Source organism: Acinetobacter sp. AHP123 (genome assembly GCF_023757925.1).
Classification (GTDB): Bacteria; Pseudomonadota; Gammaproteobacteria; order Pseudomonadales; family Moraxellaceae; genus Acinetobacter; species Acinetobacter oleivorans.
Window position 1 is genome coordinate 3,649,475 of record NZ_CP092454.1, and the last position, 18,921, is coordinate 3,668,395.

General features: G+C 37.0%; 19 protein-coding genes. 3 read left to right on the forward strand and 16 right to left on the reverse strand.

All coding sequences use genetic code 11. The features are described from left to right. Positions 1–91: 91 nt before the first annotated feature. Positions 92–559, reverse strand: a complete 468-nt coding sequence (soxR, locus tag MJX77_RS17345) for a redox-sensitive transcriptional activator SoxR (RefSeq protein ID WP_192833586.1) — start codon at positions 557–559, stop codon at positions 92–94. A gap of 198 nt (positions 560–757) precedes the next feature. After that, positions 758–1,051, reverse strand: a complete 294-nt coding sequence (locus tag MJX77_RS17350) for a hypothetical protein (protein ID WP_013198273.1) — start codon at positions 1,049–1,051, stop codon at positions 758–760. Between the two features lie 439 nt (positions 1,052–1,490). On the opposite strand from MJX77_RS17350, the gene MJX77_RS17355 reads away from it, so the two are divergent. Continuing rightward, entirely contained in the window at positions 1,491–2,150 is a 660-nt protein-coding gene (locus tag MJX77_RS17355) for an epoxyqueuosine reductase QueH (protein WP_111854934.1), read from the forward strand. Between the two features lie 277 nt (positions 2,151–2,427). Here MJX77_RS17355 and pdxR read toward each other — a convergent pair whose 3' ends face one another. Next, a complete protein-coding gene (gene pdxR / locus MJX77_RS17360; RefSeq protein WP_252059847.1) occupies positions 2,428–3,906 on the reverse strand; it encodes a MocR-like pyridoxine biosynthesis transcription factor PdxR in 1,479 nt (492 codons plus the stop codon). Positions 3,907–4,017: 111 nt separating this feature from the next. Between pdxR and MJX77_RS17365 the strand changes: the two genes are divergently transcribed. Continuing rightward, a complete protein-coding gene (locus MJX77_RS17365; RefSeq protein WP_252059848.1) occupies positions 4,018–4,473 on the forward strand; it encodes a GNAT family N-acetyltransferase in 456 nt (151 codons plus the stop codon). A 38-nt stretch (positions 4,474–4,511) separates the two neighbouring features. Here MJX77_RS17365 and MJX77_RS17370 read toward each other — a convergent pair whose 3' ends face one another. The 4 genes from MJX77_RS17370 to MJX77_RS17385 form a co-directional block, all read right to left on the reverse strand. Further along, positions 4,512–5,669, reverse strand: coding sequence for a winged helix-turn-helix domain-containing protein (locus tag MJX77_RS17370; RefSeq protein WP_252059849.1), 1,158 nt, complete (start codon positions 5,667–5,669; stop codon positions 4,512–4,514). A gap of 130 nt (positions 5,670–5,799) precedes the next feature. Then, positions 5,800–6,981 carry a cyanate transporter gene (locus MJX77_RS17375; protein ID WP_252059850.1) on the reverse strand — a complete coding sequence of 394 codons (1,182 nt, stop codon included), beginning with the start codon at positions 6,979–6,981 and terminating at the stop codon, positions 5,800–5,802. After that, complete coding sequence (locus tag MJX77_RS17380) at positions 6,978–7,463, reverse strand: nucleoside deaminase (protein WP_252059851.1); 486 nt, start codon at positions 7,461–7,463, stop codon at positions 6,978–6,980. The genes MJX77_RS17375 and MJX77_RS17380 overlap by 4 nt, the downstream gene beginning before the upstream one ends. 16 nt (positions 7,464–7,479) lie before the next feature. Beyond that, positions 7,480–8,148, reverse strand: coding sequence for an ankyrin repeat domain-containing protein (locus tag MJX77_RS17385; RefSeq protein WP_252059852.1), 669 nt, complete (start codon positions 8,146–8,148; stop codon positions 7,480–7,482). Positions 8,149–8,296: 148 nt separating this feature from the next. Between MJX77_RS17385 and MJX77_RS17390 the strand changes: the two genes are divergently transcribed. After that, positions 8,297–9,154 carry a LysR family transcriptional regulator gene (locus MJX77_RS17390; protein WP_252059853.1) on the forward strand — a complete coding sequence of 286 codons (858 nt, stop codon included), beginning with the start codon at positions 8,297–8,299 and terminating at the stop codon, positions 9,152–9,154. Here MJX77_RS17390 and MJX77_RS17395 read toward each other — a convergent pair. The 9 genes from MJX77_RS17395 to tagF form a co-directional block, all read right to left on the reverse strand. Further along, the gene (locus MJX77_RS17395) at positions 9,151–10,104 is read right to left on the reverse strand and encodes a M15 family metallopeptidase (RefSeq protein ID WP_252059854.1); all 954 of its coding nucleotides are present in this window, start codon (positions 10,102–10,104) and stop codon (positions 9,151–9,153) included. The two genes, MJX77_RS17390 and MJX77_RS17395, sit on opposite strands and share 4 nt — an antisense overlap. Before the next feature lie 7 nt (positions 10,105–10,111). After that, positions 10,112–10,735, reverse strand: coding sequence for a hypothetical protein (locus MJX77_RS17400; protein WP_252059855.1), 624 nt, complete (start codon positions 10,733–10,735; stop codon positions 10,112–10,114). Between the two features lie 12 nt (positions 10,736–10,747). Continuing rightward, positions 10,748–11,554, reverse strand: a complete 807-nt coding sequence (icmH, locus tag MJX77_RS17405) for a type IVB secretion system protein IcmH/DotU (RefSeq protein WP_004793176.1) — start codon at positions 11,552–11,554, stop codon at positions 10,748–10,750. Positions 11,555–11,571: 17 nt separating this feature from the next. Continuing rightward, positions 11,572–12,936, reverse strand: coding sequence for a type VI secretion system baseplate subunit TssK (gene tssK, locus MJX77_RS17410; RefSeq protein ID WP_005304041.1), 1,365 nt, complete (start codon positions 12,934–12,936; stop codon positions 11,572–11,574). 16 nt (positions 12,937–12,952) lie between these two features. Beyond that, the gene (tssA, locus tag MJX77_RS17415) at positions 12,953–14,047 is read right to left on the reverse strand and encodes a type VI secretion system protein TssA (RefSeq protein ID WP_004793180.1); all 1,095 of its coding nucleotides are present in this window, start codon (positions 14,045–14,047) and stop codon (positions 12,953–12,955) included. Between the two features lie 22 nt (positions 14,048–14,069). Beyond that, positions 14,070–16,751, reverse strand: coding sequence for a type VI secretion system ATPase TssH (tssH, locus tag MJX77_RS17420; protein ID WP_252059857.1), 2,682 nt, complete (start codon positions 16,749–16,751; stop codon positions 14,070–14,072). 148 nt (positions 16,752–16,899) lie between these two features. Beyond that, positions 16,900–17,163, reverse strand: coding sequence for a PAAR domain-containing protein (locus MJX77_RS17425; protein WP_005304032.1), 264 nt, complete (start codon positions 17,161–17,163; stop codon positions 16,900–16,902). A 16-nt stretch (positions 17,164–17,179) separates the two neighbouring features. After that, on the reverse strand, positions 17,180–17,947 hold the full coding sequence (locus tag MJX77_RS17435; protein WP_252059859.1) for an OmpA family protein: 768 nt from the start codon (positions 17,945–17,947) through the stop codon (positions 17,180–17,182). Positions 17,948–17,949: 2 nt separating this feature from the next. Next, positions 17,950–18,909 (reverse strand): type VI secretion system-associated protein TagF, encoded by a 960-nt coding sequence (tagF, locus tag MJX77_RS17440; protein ID WP_252059860.1) that lies wholly within the window; start codon positions 18,907–18,909, stop codon positions 17,950–17,952. Positions 18,910–18,921 lie beyond the last annotated feature (12 nt).

An 18,921-nucleotide genomic window follows, 5' to 3' on the forward strand; every position in this document is an offset into this window, starting at 1 on the left:
AATAAAAAACTCACTTGAATGTTATAGCAAAATAAATTTAATTTATTGGAAATTAAGATATTCCCAATTAAAAGCCATTTTTTGAACTATTCTATTCAGGTCTTTCTAAAATTCTGGGCCCTGATCCTTCTTGTCCTAAAATATCTTCAGGATTTCTTAATGGACATTGCTCTAACGATAAACAACCGCAGCCAATGCACCAGTCCATCTCATCTCTTAACCGAGTTAACTTTTGAATTCGATCATCCAAATTTTCTCGCCAATGACTCGATAAATCCTTCCATTGCTTAGCTGTTAATTTGCTACCAATCGGATACTGACTCAAAGCTTCTTTAATCTCATTTAAAGGAATACCTACTCTTTGAGCAACTTTAATAATCGCAATATATCTCAAAATAATTAAGGGATAGCGACGTTGATTACCATTCGTTCTTATACTTTTTATAAGGCCTTTTGCTTCATAAAAATGAAGGGTTGAAACAGGAACACCGCTCCTTTTTGCAACTTCACCCACAGTCAAAACGCGACTAGGGTCTGCTTTTTTATTTTCACTCATCACAATTGACCTCAACTTTACTTGAGGTTTATAAGAGTACGTCTTTGTTTTGTCAAATAAATAACACGGGTTTTGTTATATTTGTGTGCCGCTTTTATCAAGCTATAGTTCTTATCTGTAAAAGCAAAAGACAAAAAATGGATCTGATGATTAATCCAGTTCTATTTATAAAATAACTTGCTATCAGTTAAATTTAAAAAATTAGTTTTGTAGAGTACACGGACATCCACAAATCCAAAACATGTTGTAAACGAAAGGCATTGGTGCACCTAATGGATAGACTTTAATTTGCTCGATCTTATAAGTTTTTTTACGTGATTCAATGTGAAGTATATTATCGTGACGTGCAATCACAATTCCCTTTTTATATAATTTTTTCCTTTCATTCTTTGCATCAAATTTATATACCAAAAAGTAAACTTTTTCTCCTACGCTAATCTTTGAATGATTAACCATAATGTAACCATTACAATACTTACATTGCCAATCTTTCATATCTCAAATTATCACACGCTTAAATTAAAAAAACACACTGAATTTTATAGTATAAATTTATTAAAGATATAAATCTAAAGAAATACTTTAATTGAAAAAATAAGGTTTATTTGTGACACATATCACAATAAAAACTTAAAATTATATTCAGATACATCAATCACTTATCAAAAAATATTTAAGTTTTATTATTTTAAAATATATAAAACCCATCCATAATTTATTTAATCATATAGTATATTTAACAATAACCTTAAGGCTAATTATAAAGATGACTTCAATATTTGGTACAATATTTATTTCATTATATTTAGTTTAGCATTAAATATATTAATAGATAACATTAAATTAATTTCACAGTAAAATTGAAAATAATTCATTTCACATTATATAAAAAATAAATATATAATGAATTGCATTACAATTTAATTTTTTTATTATGTCAACTCAACGTTTAAAATTAGAACTCCCATCTGGACATGATCAATTATTACTTCACTCCTGTTGTGCTCCTTGTTCAGGAGAAGTTATGGAAGCATTGATTGAATCAGACATTAAATTTTCAATATTTTTTTATAATCCTAATATTCATCCAGTAAAAGAATATCTCATCCGCAAGGAAGAAAATATTCGTTTTGCCGAAAAGCATAATATTCCGTTTATTGATGCAGACTATGACACTGACAATTGGTTTGCTCGAGCAAAAGGTATGGAAGATGAACCCGAACGTGGTATTCGTTGCACCATGTGCTTCGATATGCGATTTGAACGAACTGCCCTTTACGCATATGAACACGGCTTTAGTCTCATCAGTAGTTCGCTAGGAATTTCTCGCTGGAAAAATATGGCACAAATCAATGATTGCGGAATTCGTGCTGCTGCGCACTATCCTGAAATTCAGTACTGGGATTACAACTGGCGTAAAAACGGTGGCTCAAGCCGTATGATTGAAATCAGTAAACGAGAAGAGTTTTATCAACAAGAATATTGTGGCTGTGTATATTCTTTAAGAGATACTAATCGCTGGCGTATGGGTAATGGGCGTGATCGTATTAAACTGGGTGTTAAATTTTATAGTAATGCCATGGAAGAAGATTAATTTTTATTTCTCTTTAAGAATTAATTAAGTTATTCGGAACTATATTTATTTTTGATAAAAAAACGGCCACATCTGGAGAATGTGGCCAAAAGGTGTACTAAATAAGCTTTGATGTAGTTAGATTAATTGTGCTAGCTTAAAATAATATTAATTAAAATTAATTTTTAAAAATTTTAATAACATCTCTATTTTCATATAACCAATTGATCATCATACAAATTCGTATTTAAGCATTTAAAGAACGATTAAATTTATCTAAATAACAAAACTTAGGCTATTATTTTTCTTGTAAATGTTGTGCAATTTTTTGAATGTTTTCAATAATTTCATTAGGTGTGTGGGCTGCATAGCCAAAAAGTACCGCGGCCTTTTTGTTTGGCATTTGACAATATCTTGATAGTGGTTGAACAGCTAAGTTTAGAGCTAAACACTGATCAATAAATTCTTGCTCTGTCCACTTACCTTTTAACCAGCACACTGCATGGATACCTGAATCTGTAGGTTGAACACTAAGCACATCTGAAAGATGCTCATCAATAGCTTTAATTAATGCTTGTTGGCGCTCATAGCAAGCTTTTCGAACTTTACGTACATGCCGAGCATAGTGACCTTTTTGTATAAATTGAGACAAAGCCACTTGCTCTAAATAAGAACTTCGAACATCGGTATAGTATTTAGCTGCACTAAATGTTTCGATTAATGCTTCAGGTACAACCATGAATCCTAACCGAAACTCTGGAAACATCATTTTGCTAAAAGTACCAGAGTAAATAACTCTTTGCTGCTGATCTAAACCTTGTAAAGCTTGAATAGGATGTGTGCCGTAGCGAAACTCACTATTATAGTCATCTTCAAAAATCCATTTCCCTTGTTGAGATGCCCAATCGAGTAACGAAAAACGGCGGGCGAGACTTAAGGTTCCACCTACAGGAAACTGATGTGAAGGCGCGGTATAGACCAGTTTGCTTTTTGAATAACGATGAATAATGTCAGAGACTTGCATTCCCTCTTCATCACTTTCAATTAAATTTACCTGTGCACCAAAACTTCTAAAAATATTAAAAGCAGCGTCATACCCTGGTTCATCTAAACACACCTCATCATTTGCTTGAAGTAAAGCATAGGCCGTTAAATGAATAGCTTGCTGTGTCCCATTTACGATAATAATTTGCTCTTCGTTGCAGTTCAGCCCTCGGGTGGAGCGGACATATTCACAAATTGCCTGACGTAGAGGCAGATAGCCACGCGGGTCGTGAAATTGACCAAGCTGGTAATACGACTGCCGCCAAGCTTGATTTAATAACTTTCCCCAAAGTTGATGAGGAAATAAATCAACACAACCTACACCTACATGGAACATTTTTTTCTTTTGACTTGACCACGACTGCTCTCGCCATGAATCCAATAAAGCTTCAATATTCGGATTAATATTTAACGATTGATGATTATTTTTAGACGTTTTTTTTGAATTTTCTTGAACATGTATTAACTGATCTGGCACAACCTCAGCAACATAGGTCCCCGAACTTGGTTTGGTAAATAAATACCCCTCATCAAGTAATCGTTCAAGAGCTGCCAATACAGAGTTTCTTGAAATTGACATCATCTCTGCTAGGGTACGACTTGAGGGTAATTTTGTTCCGGCAGATAGTCTTCCATCTAAAATAGCATCACGCAAAGCCGAATATAGCCCGTCTTTAATCTGACCTTTTGGCAAAATCAAATGTGGGAAAGATGCCGAAATCGAAGCTGCCATAAAAAACTGGTACTGTAAAAAATATCAAAAGTGTACCTTATAAAAATACCACTATCAAAACTACACTCTAGTTGTCCATTTTCCATTACTTTAAAATAGAGTGTAATTATTATGCAAAATCAAGATATTCAAATCATCCCAGTTCAACAGCAGGACTATTCACAATGGGAAAAATATTGGCTTGCTTATCAAAATTTTTATCAGGTAAATTTACCTCTTCATGTCACAAAAGTGACTTGGGAACGCTTTTTCAATGAAAATGAACCCGTTTATTGTGCTGTTGCCAAACAAGGCGAGCAAGTTTTGGGAATTGTGCATTATGTTATTCATCGTTCAACATGGGCAGAAGATAATTATTGTTATTTAGAAGACCTCTATGTTTCACCCGAAGTTCGTGGACAACACATTGGTAAGCAACTTATTGAATATGTGCAGAAGCAAGCAATTGAACACAACTGTGACCGTTTATATTGGCATACTCAAGAAACCAATCTAACAGCACAAAAGCTTTATGACTGGATTGCACAAAAACCAGGGATTATTGAATATCGTATGTCCTTGAACTAATAAAGTGAAAACACCAAAAGCTGGAGTGCTTTTGGTGTTTAAATTTTAGTACGAATAAGCTTAATCACTTTGTCATTAACAGTTAAACATTGGTTAAATGCTGCGAAATGTTTGAGCTCTTGATCTAGTTCAAAAAAGAAATGCTCTTTATCTTTGATTGTTTTTTCTAGATGCAGGCTAATCACTTCTAATTCTTTGATAGACCGATGAGCTTTACAATCTAGTCGACCTACTAACTCATCTTGATAAAGAATAGGTAAACAAAAATAACCATATACCCGTTTGGCTGCTGGTACATAGCATTCGATTCGATAATCAAACTCAAATAAAGAAGTTAAGCGGTCACGATGAATAAGTGAGTTATCAAAAGGCGAAAGTATTTTTAAACCAAAATCAGTAGTAAGCTTTTGTTCTATTGCAGCTACATCCACATATAGGGTTTGACCGTCGGCAAGTTTAACCGCTGATACAACACCAGCATCAACCTGCTCTTTTAGCACAACACGCATAGCCTCTTTTAAATCATTTTTCTTTAAATGAACTAATTGCTTCCATGTAAATGCCCCATGTGCTCGAAGCGTATTATTAAATAAATACTGCGCATATTCATAAAGCGTGGGCATTCTTAAATCAATATTTTCAGGTAGGCAGCGTTCGGTCAAATCATAGACTTTTTCCATTCCATTACGCTCACAGATCATCAGATCACCCTGCATATATAACTGCTCAAAAGCACGGCGACCTGGACCTGTATTCCACCAATTTCCCAAACTTTTCTTATTATTTTTATCAATGTCTCGCAGTCGAATTTTACCTTCGGCACGAACACGCGCCAATATTTCATTCATAAGGTGCTGATCACCTCTATTGAAATAACGACTTTCCCCTTTCCTAACAGACATCATGGCAGGCAGCGCATAGCGATAATCTTTCATAGGAAGATAAGACGCAGCATGATACCAATATTCAAAAATCTGGCGCTCACGAACCAAACTATTTAAATGATTTAAATCATAATCAGGCACTCGGCTCCACAATATATGGTGATGAGCTCGCTCTACAACCGATATGGTATCAATCTGTACATATCCTAAATGCTCAATCGCCTGTAAAGTGCCATCCACACCTTTTGTAAATCGACTGGTTTTTCCTAAGCCTTGATTAAATAAAGTGAGCTGTTTTAAAGAAGAAGTCATAGAAATCAAATATTGTTGTATTCATTTAGGAGCGGAAAAATTTCAGTTCTATCCTATCACTATTTCCTAATTTGCTTGTGCTTTAGCATCAGTAATTCTTTATAAAAAGAATCTCGGCCAACTCAACATTTTACAGACTCATCTTAAAATAACTTTTGGGAGCCAATCTAATCACTAAAATAACAACCAATATCACACTGGCTAAATGAAAAAGCCATCCTGCTTTGTAAGCCCCGGTAAAATCATGCAAAATTGCAATAATCCACGGCGGAATTGCTGCCAGTAAAAAACCACCGCCTTGCATCAGTGCAGATAAAGCACCTGCATGAATGGGTTCATCAAAATGGTCTAATGCAACTATAAGCGTTAATGCAAAACATCCTCCCAAACCCGCGCCCAAACAAATTGCCCAAAGCATAGCGGCAAACTCAGGCATAAAAGCAATTCCTGAAAAACCAACCATCTGCATTGCTAATGTAAACCATAACCATGGACGTCGGTCTTTATATTTCCTAGCTAAAACAGGCAAAATGAGTGCTGAAGCTGCTTGGCTCAAGGCCAGAAGAGCAAGTAATTTCCCACTTTGTGCTGCGCTCCAACCATGATCTTGAAAAGAAGGCGCTAACCAAGCTACGACTGATGAGTAGCCACCATTTACAAGCCCAAAGCAAGCCATTAATAACCAAGTTCGAGGTTGCTTTAATAGCTTTCTTACAGGCGCACGATGAATGGATGAGCTAGCTTTTGTAGGTAAAAAAACCAGCGCCAATATAAATGCAAACAAAGCTGGAACTGCAAAAAAAGACAGTCCAATAGACCATAAACCCGTGATATTTGAAACTACAGGCGCTAACCATGCTCCTAAGGCACCACCGCCCATAAGCATGGCTGAGTAAAGACCCATCATCGGACCAATATGTTGGCTAAATTCTCTTTTGATCATGCCAGGAAATGCCGCTTGTATCATCGCGACTCCGAATCCAATCACTATGGCACTAAGAATTAATCCTTCGGCAGTAGGAAATAAAAATCGGAAAGCACATCCCGCACAAATGGTCAGCAATGCACCAAGAATAGCCTTTCGCTCACCGACAAAGTTTTGCAATACTGGCCCAACAAATGCAACGATTCCCATAAGCATCATCGGTAGCAAAGTGAGCAGTGCCACCCCTTGTAAGCTTAAGCCTGTGGCTGTTCGAATATTGGCAATCAATGGTCCAATACTTGTGATAAATGGTCTTAAATTAAGGCCCACCAAAGCTACCGTTACAACAAGCATGGGACGAGTCAAAAAAACTCCAGACTGCTTCATTCTTCTGAGCCTGAATGATTGGCTTGATAATTCTTCCAATGCGCATAAAGATCATTGCGGTTTTCAACTCTGATCGGTATATATTGAATTTTCATTGATTGCTCAGCAAACGGCTTGGCAAGCTCAATATATATATCGGCTGTAGACAGACCCAATAGTGTTCCGTCTTCATTAGAATAAGCATAGCTCACCGACTTTATACCGGCTAAACGCATTGCTGCCATACACATTGGGCATGGGTGTCCACTTGCATACACAGAGCAGCCTTCTAGATTGGCAGATCCTAAAATTTGACTGGCTGCACGAATCGCCAGTAATTCAGCATGTGCAGTTGGGTCATTCGTTGTCAGAATCTGATTTACACCTGAAGCAATAACTTCTCCATTCTTTACAACCACAGCGCCAAATGGTCTTCCACCTTTTTCAATATTGTTATAGGCAAGCTCAATCGCATTACGTAAAAACTTTTCACCTTTTTCCATCACATACTCTCACTTTCTATTTTGCACCAGCTGCAAGAAGTCTTTTTTCAATTTCGCGGTATCCTCGTGAACGCGCATGTTGTAAGGGAGTTATCGCGTCTTTATCTGCCAAGTGCGGATCAGCACCTGCTTTTAATAAAAGCTCTACAATGTGTTGATATTTGGGTTCTCCATTTCCCAAAATGATGGCCTCAAGCAATGCCGTCCATCCCAAATTATTGATATGATTAACATCTACACCAGCGGCAATTAATGTACGAACTGTTTCAACATGGCCTCGTTCCGCTGCTGGAATGAGCGCAGTCCCACCGTAACGGTTAATACTTTTTAAATCGGCACCATGCATGAGTGTCATTCTTAGAATTTTTAAATATCCCTGTGCACCAGCATATAAATATGGACTGTCTTGAATATTGTCTTTTGCATTTACATCAGCGCCAGCCTCTATCAGCATATGCGCAGCATGTACATTATTTGCTCTTGTTGCGACCATCAAAGCAGTGGAACCTGTTTCATCTCGCTCATCAATTAAGGTCTTTTGAGATAAAATCTGTTTAATAGATTGAGTGTCATTATTTATTACTGCCTGATGTAAAGGATATTCACCCATTGCATTTGTCATATTTGTAAAACTCAAAGTCCCCAGCGCGACGATCAGATTCATCCATAACAATGACTTACGCATGGTGGCCTCCCAATAGAAATTTATGGCAAAACATTTTGCAATTAGAATAAGCTTCACCAAAAGTATTTGGAAATTAAATTATTTAATCGATACTATTAAGATTATGAATACTTATTTCATCAGCTTTTAAGCATGGCAGTACCTAATAATGTTTGATCCTCGCCTTTTACGTGCTTTCGTCACTATTTTTGAAACTGGCAGTTTTACTGCAGCTGCCGATCGATTACACCTGACTCAATCAACAATTAGTCAGCAGTTAGCTCGTCTTGAAGAATCCGTCGGTCATGCGCTTATAGATCGGACAGCACGGCCTTTCAAATTGACGGTGTCTGGAGAATATCTCATTGGTTATGCGCAAAGGATTTTGACCCTTCAGCAGGAAGCTGAAGCGCTACTTAAAGATCCGGCAGGAAGTATTCCCATTCGTATTGGTTTACCAGAAGATATGATGAGTCCAGCAATGGCTGAAGTTTTTGGTATATTTGCTAAAGAGCATCGTTCCATTCGTTTAGACGTAACCTCTGGATTAAGTCGCAACTTAACAGAACGTTATCGGAATGGTGAATTCGATATTATTATTGTCAAAGAACCTGCGGCCAGTGCTGATCACCACGCTACATTCCCAGAAGAAATGGCATGGTTTGAAAGCGAGAATTCAACAACGATATGGTCTGATCCCATGAGTTTAGTGACCTTTCCTCAAGGCGGACTTTATCGGGATGAGATGTTCGCAACGTTAGAGCGCGAACGGCGACGTTGGTATATTGCCTTTACGGGTAGTAGCATAGAAAGCGTGTTAGTTAGTGTTGAAACTGGCTTAGGATTATCTTTATTGCCTGTGGCGACAACCCATGGACGTCGAGTACGTCGATATGATTCATTAGGGACTGTCCCCCCTATGGTTGTTTCAATTTATACATGGGAAAAAGCTGGGATCATTTCCCAGCTTGTAGACAAGATGACAACTGTTTTACAAGAACGTTTTCAATCATCAATAAGTGTTTAACTTACTTCATTCAAACTTTCAGCGATCAGTTTTTCAGCCATTTCCTGTGTTTTTTTTAAGCCCGGCATACGGAACTCGGTATGGCCATAATCTTGAATAGATTTCCAACGTCCACCCCATGTAAGCCCAACTGATTCAGCAACTTGCCCATATAAACGATAGCCTTGCATAGCCCAAGGGTCTCTTTCAGAAATAACCACTTTTCCATTTCGTTTAAAGGCGACATCTGCTGCCAAACCAAATTGATGATAACTCTGATACCCTTTTGCTTTTGTCGTGTTCGGATTACCTGCCAACATATTCTGACGTACAGGACTACGATATCCCTCTAATAGAACCAACTCATAGCCATATTGTTCTTTCATGATTTTAAAAACCATGAGTAAACGCTGCTTATAACGCGGGTTCATTTTGCTCCATTTACGATCTACTAAACTGGTATCTAAAATAGCTCGCCCATCAAAACTTGTATTATCAATAGGTGAAGAATTAATGGTTCCACTATTTTGAGCAGAATATTGTTGCTCTAATTGTGTAGCCTCTACAATTGCGGCTTCAATTAGGCTTTCATCCACTTCTGGTGGTGGTGATAATATTTCACCGTTCAAAAGCGCGTAGATTTGAGGATCTGTTTTTTTGAGATATTCAGCTTCAATTCGAGTTGAGCTAATAGGCCGAGTAAAAGCAAACACTAAAATACTGGCAAACAAGAAAAAGCCCGCAATAACAATCCACCACTGCTGTAAATGCCAATGGGATTGCAGCTTTTCAGGCGCAGCCGCCTGATTCATTGTTTGAGCAAATTGTCTAACCTGATTAAGCTGTTTACGGCCTTGCGGCAGTAATGACAAAACAAAATCTTTGCTTCTCGTCCTTAGCTCATAAGACATTAAAAACGCTAAACCAATTGCTAAGCATGTAAAGCAAAAGAAAATGAGAAAAATCATCATTTGTTCATTAATTCACAGCAAAAGGACTTCGTGTAATTTTAATATCTACCGATGCTTTAGGTGGTTCAACCTCAGCTTCGGGTTCGGCTGGAGCTTTATTCTCAACAACAGGTTTAGCCTGTGCCACTTGTTGCTGCGGCGTTTTAGTCACTGGCTTTTGCTGAGCCGGCTGTACCTTCGGTTGAGCCGTTTTAGCTGCACTCGTCTGTAGTTGAGGCACAACCTGAACTTTCTTTTCACCCGTGAGCTGTTCGTCAAATGGAGAAACTCGCTGTTGATTGACAGTAGCAGGCTTATGCTGAGCAGGTTTAAAGATATTACTTAATTCATTATCTTTAGGTTGTTCAAAACCATCACGGCTCATTGAATCTGTTTCGTTGTCTTGACTGACAGCAACCTGATTTTGTTCATCAGAAGAATGAGTAGTTTCTTGATTTAAGATCTGTTCTTCTGTTGATTTACTCTCAATTGCTGTTGATTCTGACGAATGCGGTTGAGACAAGAACAGGAATAGCGAGATGCTAACAAACACCCCGGCAATAACACCAATGACAATATAAAGTATTGGTGATTTCGGCTTTTTTTTATTCGATTGTAAAACTCGAATAGAAGTTGGTTTTTCCTGAGCCATTTCGTACCATCATCAAGGTAAATAAATTGTAATATGTGCTTGCTCTTGAGGAGCAGAAATCACATTTTGATAATTAGATAATGCTTTATCATTTTGATTATTCAGCATAAATCTTAGCCCTGCAAAGGTAAGCAATGCAAAAATCAATAAAAAGATCAAAATCCAAAAGAAAGGCACTTCGCGATGAATAATATTTCGTATCTGATCGGGAATGGCCGAGAACGGCGAAAAGGCAACCTTTTTTCCTTTCAAATAGTCAATTTCGTCACCGACTCTTGATACTAAATGGTTGAGACTTTCCGTAGATTCGATTCGGTACTTACCCTGAAAACCTAATAAAAGGCAGTAATGAAATACTTCTAAAGCAGCTAGACGCTCTTTTCCACGGCTACGTAGTTGTTCCAATATTTCAAAGAAGCGATAACCGGCTAACTGAGAACCAAACAAGCTCAATTGTAACGGGCTAATTAACCAAGCATTTTGCAAATTAAAATAACTTGGGTCTTGTTGCGTTACGATCGTTTCATCAATCAAAGCACAAAATGCATATTTAGCATCATGAATATCATCAGCTGAAAATTGTAACTTTTTGGCTTGTTGCTCAAATTGATTAAGTAAATTTAAGATTTTTTCACGAAACTGCTGAGCATCTGCTGGCACATACTGATTTCGAATCAAGAAAACTAAATAAAAGCCGTCATGCAATAAATCAATAAGATTGATTGCCTGTAGTTTTGCTTGAGACTGGCTATTATTGTTACCGCCCGTTCCAATTTGCCCATCATCAAATAAAGAAGGAGCACCTGTGGATTGTGACATTTTTCTCTCCTTTATCCTTAAGCGTTCATGACCGCAATCAGTTCAATACTGATATCTTGGAAACCAGCCGGAACATAAATACAAATCGTTTCTGAATCTAACATGCGCTGATAAAGCTCATGATGTGGTTCAATTTCGAAATAGCTCACACCAGAACGTACTGGTATTGCAGTTGGAACTTGAATTAAGTGATGCAATGGAATCGCAGGCAATGCAGCAACTACACGTTGTTCTACATCTAAAGTGCTACCGATCTTGAATCGTAAAGGCACAATCTGGATTAACTCATGTGTCTGCATTGCGCTACTTGATACAGCAATATAAAGTCGAGTATCTCGAGTAATCTTATCGGTCTCAAGACTTCCCACCCAATATGAAGGTCGGATTTCTTTAAGCGCAATACTGATGTAACGACTCGAAATAATCGTATCGAGCAAATCACGTAGAATCGTGTCTAACTGCGAAAAACTTTCTTGTAAGTTATGGTGTTTATAGGCAGGCAACTGATCGACATCATATGCCGTCGAGAATGTTAATAATGAACCTGCTAAACGCAATAATTCGAAGAACAAACGCTCTGGATGAATTTGAGGATATTGCACAAAATGATTTAGACCAGCATGAGCTGTATTTAAGGCATTTACCAACCAGAACGAAACGATATCACCTGAACGGAATTCAATTAATTTCTGTTCATTTTCTCGGTTATTGGTTTGAATCGTCTTAATTTTTGCTTTAATAACGTTCAGTGTTCTTTTTAAATTTGAAATAAGTGTTTCAGATGCATCCACATGCAAAATTGGTGGAATAAACTTTCGATCAATTTCAAAAGCACCCGAACTTTGACGTTTAATCTTTCCAATAGGTAGATATAAGAAACCATCTAGATTATGGTCTGGATTACTATGTACATCTAATAATTTAAAAACAGCACGGCGGCGTAGCAAACTGATATCTGCTTCAGTAGCATTCGTAAATAGATCATGCGTTTCGACAAGATGTGATTGATATCTGCCCTTTTGTGCTTGGTTTTGATCAATTAGATTTTGCTTGTTCGCTTGTAAGAGTGGCAATGCTAAATAAATTAGCATCTCACCACGTAAATTAAGATCATCCAATAAAATTGGCTCAGGCAATAAATCATATGCAGGTGCCTGATAAATTTCACCGTCTTGCCAGATCATCTCTACAGACTCAAGAGCAAGAATATGTGTGCTCAATTGAGCCTCATCGAAACTTAATTTCTGAATACCATATGAAAAAGGTACGACCGCACGAACCGTATGATTCAAGCGTTGTTCATGGTAGGTATCTTGAATTTGGAAATGTTGAGGTCTTAAAAATAAACCTTCGCCCCACAGGACTTTTTCAGCTTTAAACATATGTCTTTACCAATCTTTATTCGTATTCATTTTTAGGCTGCACACCTAACATTTCCTGAACCATTTGTAATGGATGCTCATCTTTAATGACTTGCGCTAGCCATTCATGTAACGGCATTTGACTCCATTTAATGGTTTTTTGAAGCATATAACTCACAGGACTATGAGGCTCATTTGCCTGAAAGTAATCCGCGATTTCTTGCAGCACTTTCATTGCTTGCTCACGGTTCGCCAAGTGTGTTTGAGCTTGAGGCTGAAAAGCAGGCTGATCAGAAACAACTTGTACAGGCACTTGATTTTCCATAGATGAACTCGTGATGACAGTCGCCTGCTCTTGGACTGGCGTAAGCCCAGTACCAAAAGCTTCTGCTTTATAAATCTTGCGTAATGTGCTGTGAATAGTTTCAAATGCTGAATCAATTGCACCAAAACTTGGTGAGTCGAGTCCCATTAAATGGTCAAGGGTTTGCTTTAAAACATCCCACTCGGTTAAGACTGAGCTAAAATCTTGATAATTAGAATATTGAAAAGTTTTAGACGTATTAAAAATAGCTTGATCGAACTGCTCTAACTCTGATGGTCCCGACTGACTATCGTACTCTTCAGTTTGCTTACGACGAATGTTCTCGTGATATAGAAAATTATCATAATCAAGCAAATTGTAATAAGGCACTGTATTGGTTAAAGAGACTTTCTTCAACAAGCCAGGCAACTGATTAATTAAACCCTGTAATAAACCAATGCGTTGATCTAAGTCATCATCTTCAATAACAGGATGAATTTCCTGCCAGTATTGATTAAGCATGGTATGGCTTAAAGTTAAGCCTTTCGCCATACCTTCAAAACCGTAAAGATGAGTCCAAGCCTCTATGAGCCAAGTTAATAGACGAATATCTTTAGTATTCTCTTTTAGCAAAACACTCGTTTTATTTGATACAAAATCCCAGTCGGCTTGTTTTCGCTCAGCAACCCAATCGCCTTGATCTAGCAATAGATCATCTTGTGTTTTCGCCTTTTTGATTTCATGAAATTCATTAGAAAATGAAAAGTCATCACCACAAGGTAAGCTATCACTAATGGGTTCAAGGAGTTCAGAAATATCAATATTCATCTAATTTTAGCTCTATTCAATTTTAAACTTCTGACTTCAACTTTTTACTGGTCCTTTTTTTAGCAGCTTTTGCAACCGGATCTAGTAAATATTGAATTTCGTCATCTTTAGCATCAATCATGATAATTTTTGGCAACTTTTGCTCTGCTAAAGCTACTAAAATTTCTGTAGCCAATGCAGGTAACACCGTAGAATTTAAAATATTATCAACATTACGTGCACCACTATCGACTTCTGTACAGCGACTTAAAAGCAGCTCTACCAAATCTTCAGAATACTGGACTTGTGTACCGTATTGTTTTTCAATTCTTGCTGTAATCTTGCCTAACTTATGTTTAATAATTCGTACAAGTAGATCGTCATGCAATGGGAAATATGGCACAACTCTCATTCGGCCTAAAAATGCAGGCTTGAATTGCTTATATAAACTTGGTTTTAAATGATCAATCAACTCTTCAGCTGTAGGCCATTCTTCTACAGGCGTATTTAAGCACGCTTGCATAATCGCACTTGAGCCAGCATTTGAAGTCAACAAAATAGTGGTGTTTTTAAAATCAATTACTCGTCCTTCACCATCCTCTAAAGTACCTTTATCAAATACTTGATAGAACAGTTCCTGAACATCACTATGTGCTTTTTCAATTTCATCAAGCAACACAACACTGTAAGGGTTGCGGCGAACAGCTTCTGTTAAAACACCACCTTGACCATATCCCACATATCCAGGAGGTGCACCTTTAAGCGAGGATACAGTATGTGCTTCTTGATATTCAGACATATTAATAGTGATTAAATGCTGCTCACCGCCATATAATTCATTTGCTAAAGTTAATGCAGTTTCAGTTTTACCGACACCACTTGGCCCTACCAAAAGAAATACACCTTGTGGCTTATTCGGATCTTCAAGTCTTGCTTTTGAAGTTTTAATACCCTGAACTAATTGTGTAAGTGCATAATCTTGCCCCATTACACGCTCGCCCAATTTATCTTCAAGCGTTAATATTTGTTTAATTTCATCATTAACCATTTTTCCAACAGGAATTCCGGTCCAATCAGAAATAATTTCATTAATGATTTGAGAATCTACTCTTTCAAATACTAATGGTTGCTGGCCTTGAATTTCAGCAAGATCTTTACGCAGTAAATTAATCTGATCATAAGCTTCAGCTTCATTAGAATGATTCTGTGCTTCTAATTCCTGAATTTTATGAACAAGTTTTAATTCTTTTTTCCATTGCTCTTCAGTTTCATGAATCTCTTTTTGCAAAGATTCTAAATTAGCTTTTAAAGTTTCTAATCGTTCATGATGAATTGGAATCTGACGATGCTCATTTTCCAAAATTTGCTGTTCAAGCTTTAAGTTATGCTCTTGAGCCTTTAACTGATCAAGCTTTACAGGTTGGGCATTTTGGGTCAACGCAACACGTGCTGCTGCCGTATCAAGAACACTAACTGCTTTATCTGGAAGTTGACGACCACTAATATATCGATGTGAAGAGTGAACCGCTGTAACGATCGCCTCATCATCAATTTGTAATTTAAAATGCTGCTGCATGACAGGAATCATCGCGCGCAACATATCTACGGCAACTTCTTCGGTTGGCTCTTCTACTTTTACCACCTGAAAACGTCGACTCAATGCAGCATCTTTTTCAAAATATTGTTTATATTCTGCCCAAGTAGTCGCAGCAATAGTACGCAACTCACCACGAGCAAGTGCTGGTTTTAAAAGATTTGCAGCATCATTTTGCCCAGCTTGTCCGCCTGCACCAATTAAAGTATGCGCTTCATCAATAAATAAGATAATAGGATGAACCGAGGCTTGAACTTCTTGAATCACTTGTTTTAGACGATTTTCAAATTCGCCTTTAACACTTGCACCTGCCTGTAGAAGTCCCATATCTAATACATGTAAATGCACGTTTTTTAGGGCATTAGGCACTAAACCTTGAGCAATTTTTAAAGCTAAACCTTCGACCACAGCTGTTTTACCAACGCCTGGCTCTCCAGTTAAGATTGGGTTGTTTTGGCGTCTACGCATTAAAATATCGAGCATTAGGCGAATTTCATATTCACGCCCAATAACTGGATCTATACCGCCTTTTTTTGCTTTTTCAGTGAGATTAATCGTATATTGATCAAGTGCTGGTGTTTTAGCAGTTTTAGTATTTGGTACATTCGCGTCTGTTGCTTCAGCTTCACCTAAAGATGCTTTTGTTTCATCTTGTTGTTCAACACTCTTCTCACAAATTTCAAGAAACTTATGTTTCATTGAATCAATTGGTAAGAGATCAAATAAACTCGAAGCACGAGTCGCAATTTGATATAAATCAGGTGCAGTTAATAACGCAACTAATAAATGACCACTGCGAATAACTGGATTTTGCTCAGCCGAAGCCAATAACCATGCTTGTTCAAACAAACGAACAATAGATTTAGCAAAAATAGGAGTTCTTGAATTACCTTTCGGTAATTGAGAAATTGTTTCTTTTAAATCATCAGCCAAAGCTTCAGATGAAATTTTATATTTCTTTAATAAAATCTTTAAATCATTCTCTAAAGATTGATTAAGTAACTCTAAGAATAAATGCTCAATTTCAATTTCATAATTTTGTTGAATAACACAAGCATTAGCCGATTTTTCTAAAGCAGTTCGCGCAACTGTAGAAAGTTTTGTAATTAAAATTTTTAAATTACTCATCATTACTCTCAATATTTTTAAATAATTTAATGCTTAAAATCATAATGCCTGTATATTAACAAAATTCAGCTTTATCAGACAAACTACTCATCATTTCAAGCGTTAATATGTTTTGGTAGATATTTATATCTATATAAAAATATCTCGGCCCTTATCCTTGATTAACTAAACTCTGTTTTGGCAATAATTTACAGCCGCATGATAATGAATCATTTACACGTGCTGCTGATTTACCCATGACAAGCATATTCGGATCTCCCGATACAATCGTTGCAACTATTTTGTGTAACGGGCAAGTCGCCTTGTCTCCTACACAGGCAATTGCAATTCCATCAATTAAAAATGTACTGTTTCCTGAAATGACTTGCCCTCCACCAGTTGTTGGGCATCCAATCGTAATGTAAGGGCTAGCCATGTTCTTCTCCTTATATTTATAGAACAGTAAACTCAATTCGACGGTTTTTCTTTCTGCCTTCTGGAGAAGTATTATCTGCAACAGGCTTAGATGAACCTAAACCTTCCGCAGATAAATGGTCGGCAGGAATATTTTTACTAATCAAATAGTTTTTTACTGCTAACGCACGATCTTGGCTAAGTTTCAAATTTTTAGTCGCATCACCTGAACTATCTGTATGTCCTACGATTTTGACTTTTTTGCCTCCTACTTTATTCAAGGCAACAGCCATCTCGTCTAGAATTTTTTGACCCGCATCAGTTAAAACCGCACTACCAGATTCAAACTCAATAATTCGATTTTTAAGTGCGTCATCAATGATTTTCTGCTCAGCCTGATTGACTGATAACTGTGAATACAGTTGATATGGTGGTTGTATTAACCCTTGAAAAGATTGAATAGTAGGTTGAATATCTGCTGGATTCAGCATTTTTCCACTTAGCTCAAATCGAGTACCATTTACGCTTAATTTACCTTGTGAAACTTTTTTTAAGTCAGGTGTAATAACTCGTGTAACAGAATCACTCCATCCATTTGGAGCAGCTACAGGTCTCACTTGTATTTTATCTACTACCTGATCAGCACCATAAACAGATTGCATTTTTAATAAGATGGCCTGTTTACTCGCCTCATTTGGAACCACACCTTCTACAACAATAGGCTGAGCGAAAGCATAATTAGCTATTGCATAGATAAAACAGCCTTTTATGAGCTGTGTAAGTTTAGTTTGATTTCGTTGATTCATTATTATTCACCCAAAAAAGTCTGTCTAAATAGTTTTAAGCCTTGATTTAAACTTAATTGGCGTTGGCATAATGATTGTTCTAGCGTAGCTAAACCAGCATTCTGCTCCAAATAAGTATCAATCCACTGAGCTTCTATTAAAGAAACCCAATGTTTACTATCCATATTCTGAGTAAAAATATCGCTCAGGGCTAAAATATCAGCCCCTTGAAAACCGAAGAATAATACGGGTTGTTCTCGATGTAACAAACCTATCAACACCTCAGTATTATGTTCCTTTAAAAAGCGACAAATAATACTGACCCAAAAGGCTGCTATTTCATAACTGTAAGCAGGATTATTAATAGGCAAAATTAAAACTTTATTTAAGCGACTGGTTCCATTTTGTAAAATTGGCTGAAGTAATAATCCTAGCCCAATCATACTTTGCGCTAACTCATAAATACTGAGTTTCATTAATTGAGCAAATGAATGCATCGTATGATTTTCATAGAAACCTACACACTCGCGTTCAGTTAAAACCTGAATTTGATTTTGTAAGTGACCTAATTTTCCAAGTAACAGATCTGAATCTTTAATTCCTTTTAAAGTACGATTGTTTTGGAATAAATCAACGAGTACATGTTTATAGCTATATGGCGCATATAGCAAATTATCATACGGTAAATCAATTTCTAATAAATGGCTGAGAACCATTGGAAAAGATCGACCCGAACTATCTTCACTTGCAAGAAGGTTCGCCGCTAAAAACATATTTTCTTTCGGATTTGCAATAAAGAAGTCGAGCGAAGGCAACGTGTTATAAGCTTCTTTAAAGCTGGCCGATTGCATTGCGTATTCCAATGCTTCAGTAATCCACTGATCAAGCAATTGTATTAAAGCATTCTGACCTTTTGTTTTTAAAAAGTCGCCGCGTGCAGGACTTTTGCCGTAATACAAAGGAGTTGTTTTTAATGTTTGCATAATTGCTCCTCC

What these genes read in the sequence shown, in the direction of transcription:
- MJX77_RS17350 (WP_013198273.1), bottom strand. Translation starts at nt 1,051, where the DNA reads ATGAAAGATTGGCAATGTAAGTATTGTAATGGTTACATTATGGTTAAT.
- MJX77_RS17355 (WP_111854934.1), top strand. Translation starts at nt 1,491, where the DNA reads ATGTCAACTCAACGTTTAAAATTAGAACTCCCATCTGGACATGATCAA.
- pdxR (WP_252059847.1), bottom strand. Translation starts at nt 3,906, where the DNA reads ATGGCAGCTTCGATTTCGGCATCTTTCCCACATTTGATTTTGCCAAAA.
- MJX77_RS17365 (WP_252059848.1), top strand. Translation starts at nt 4,018, where the DNA reads ATGCAAAATCAAGATATTCAAATCATCCCAGTTCAACAGCAGGACTAT.
- MJX77_RS17370 (WP_252059849.1), bottom strand. Translation starts at nt 5,669, where the DNA reads ATGACTTCTTCTTTAAAACAGCTCACTTTATTTAATCAAGGCTTAGGA.
- MJX77_RS17375 (WP_252059850.1), bottom strand. Translation starts at nt 6,981, where the DNA reads ATGAAGCAGTCTGGAGTTTTTTTGACTCGTCCCATGCTTGTTGTAACG.
- MJX77_RS17380 (WP_252059851.1), bottom strand. Translation starts at nt 7,463, where the DNA reads ATGGAAAAAGGTGAAAAGTTTTTACGTAATGCGATTGAGCTTGCCTAT.
- MJX77_RS17385 (WP_252059852.1), bottom strand. Translation starts at nt 8,148, where the DNA reads ATGCGTAAGTCATTGTTATGGATGAATCTGATCGTCGCGCTGGGGACT.
- MJX77_RS17390 (WP_252059853.1), top strand. Translation starts at nt 8,297, where the DNA reads ATGTTTGATCCTCGCCTTTTACGTGCTTTCGTCACTATTTTTGAAACT.
- MJX77_RS17395 (WP_252059854.1), bottom strand. Translation starts at nt 10,104, where the DNA reads ATGATGATTTTTCTCATTTTCTTTTGCTTTACATGCTTAGCAATTGGT.
- MJX77_RS17400 (WP_252059855.1), bottom strand. Translation starts at nt 10,735, where the DNA reads ATGGCTCAGGAAAAACCAACTTCTATTCGAGTTTTACAATCGAATAAA.
- icmH (WP_004793176.1), bottom strand. Translation starts at nt 11,554, where the DNA reads ATGTCACAATCCACAGGTGCTCCTTCTTTATTTGATGATGGGCAAATT.
- tssK (WP_005304041.1), bottom strand. Translation starts at nt 12,936, where the DNA reads ATGTTTAAAGCTGAAAAAGTCCTGTGGGGCGAAGGTTTATTTTTAAGA.
- tssA (WP_004793180.1), bottom strand. Translation starts at nt 14,047, where the DNA reads ATGAATATTGATATTTCTGAACTCCTTGAACCCATTAGTGATAGCTTA.
- tssH (WP_252059857.1), bottom strand. Translation starts at nt 16,751, where the DNA reads ATGATGAGTAATTTAAAAATTTTAATTACAAAACTTTCTACAGTTGCG.
- MJX77_RS17425 (WP_005304032.1), bottom strand. Translation starts at nt 17,163, where the DNA reads ATGGCTAGCCCTTACATTACGATTGGATGCCCAACAACTGGTGGAGGG.
- MJX77_RS17435 (WP_252059859.1), bottom strand. Translation starts at nt 17,947, where the DNA reads ATGAATCAACGAAATCAAACTAAACTTACACAGCTCATAAAAGGCTGT.
- tagF (WP_252059860.1), bottom strand. Translation starts at nt 18,909, where the DNA reads ATGCAAACATTAAAAACAACTCCTTTGTATTACGGCAAAAGTCCTGCA.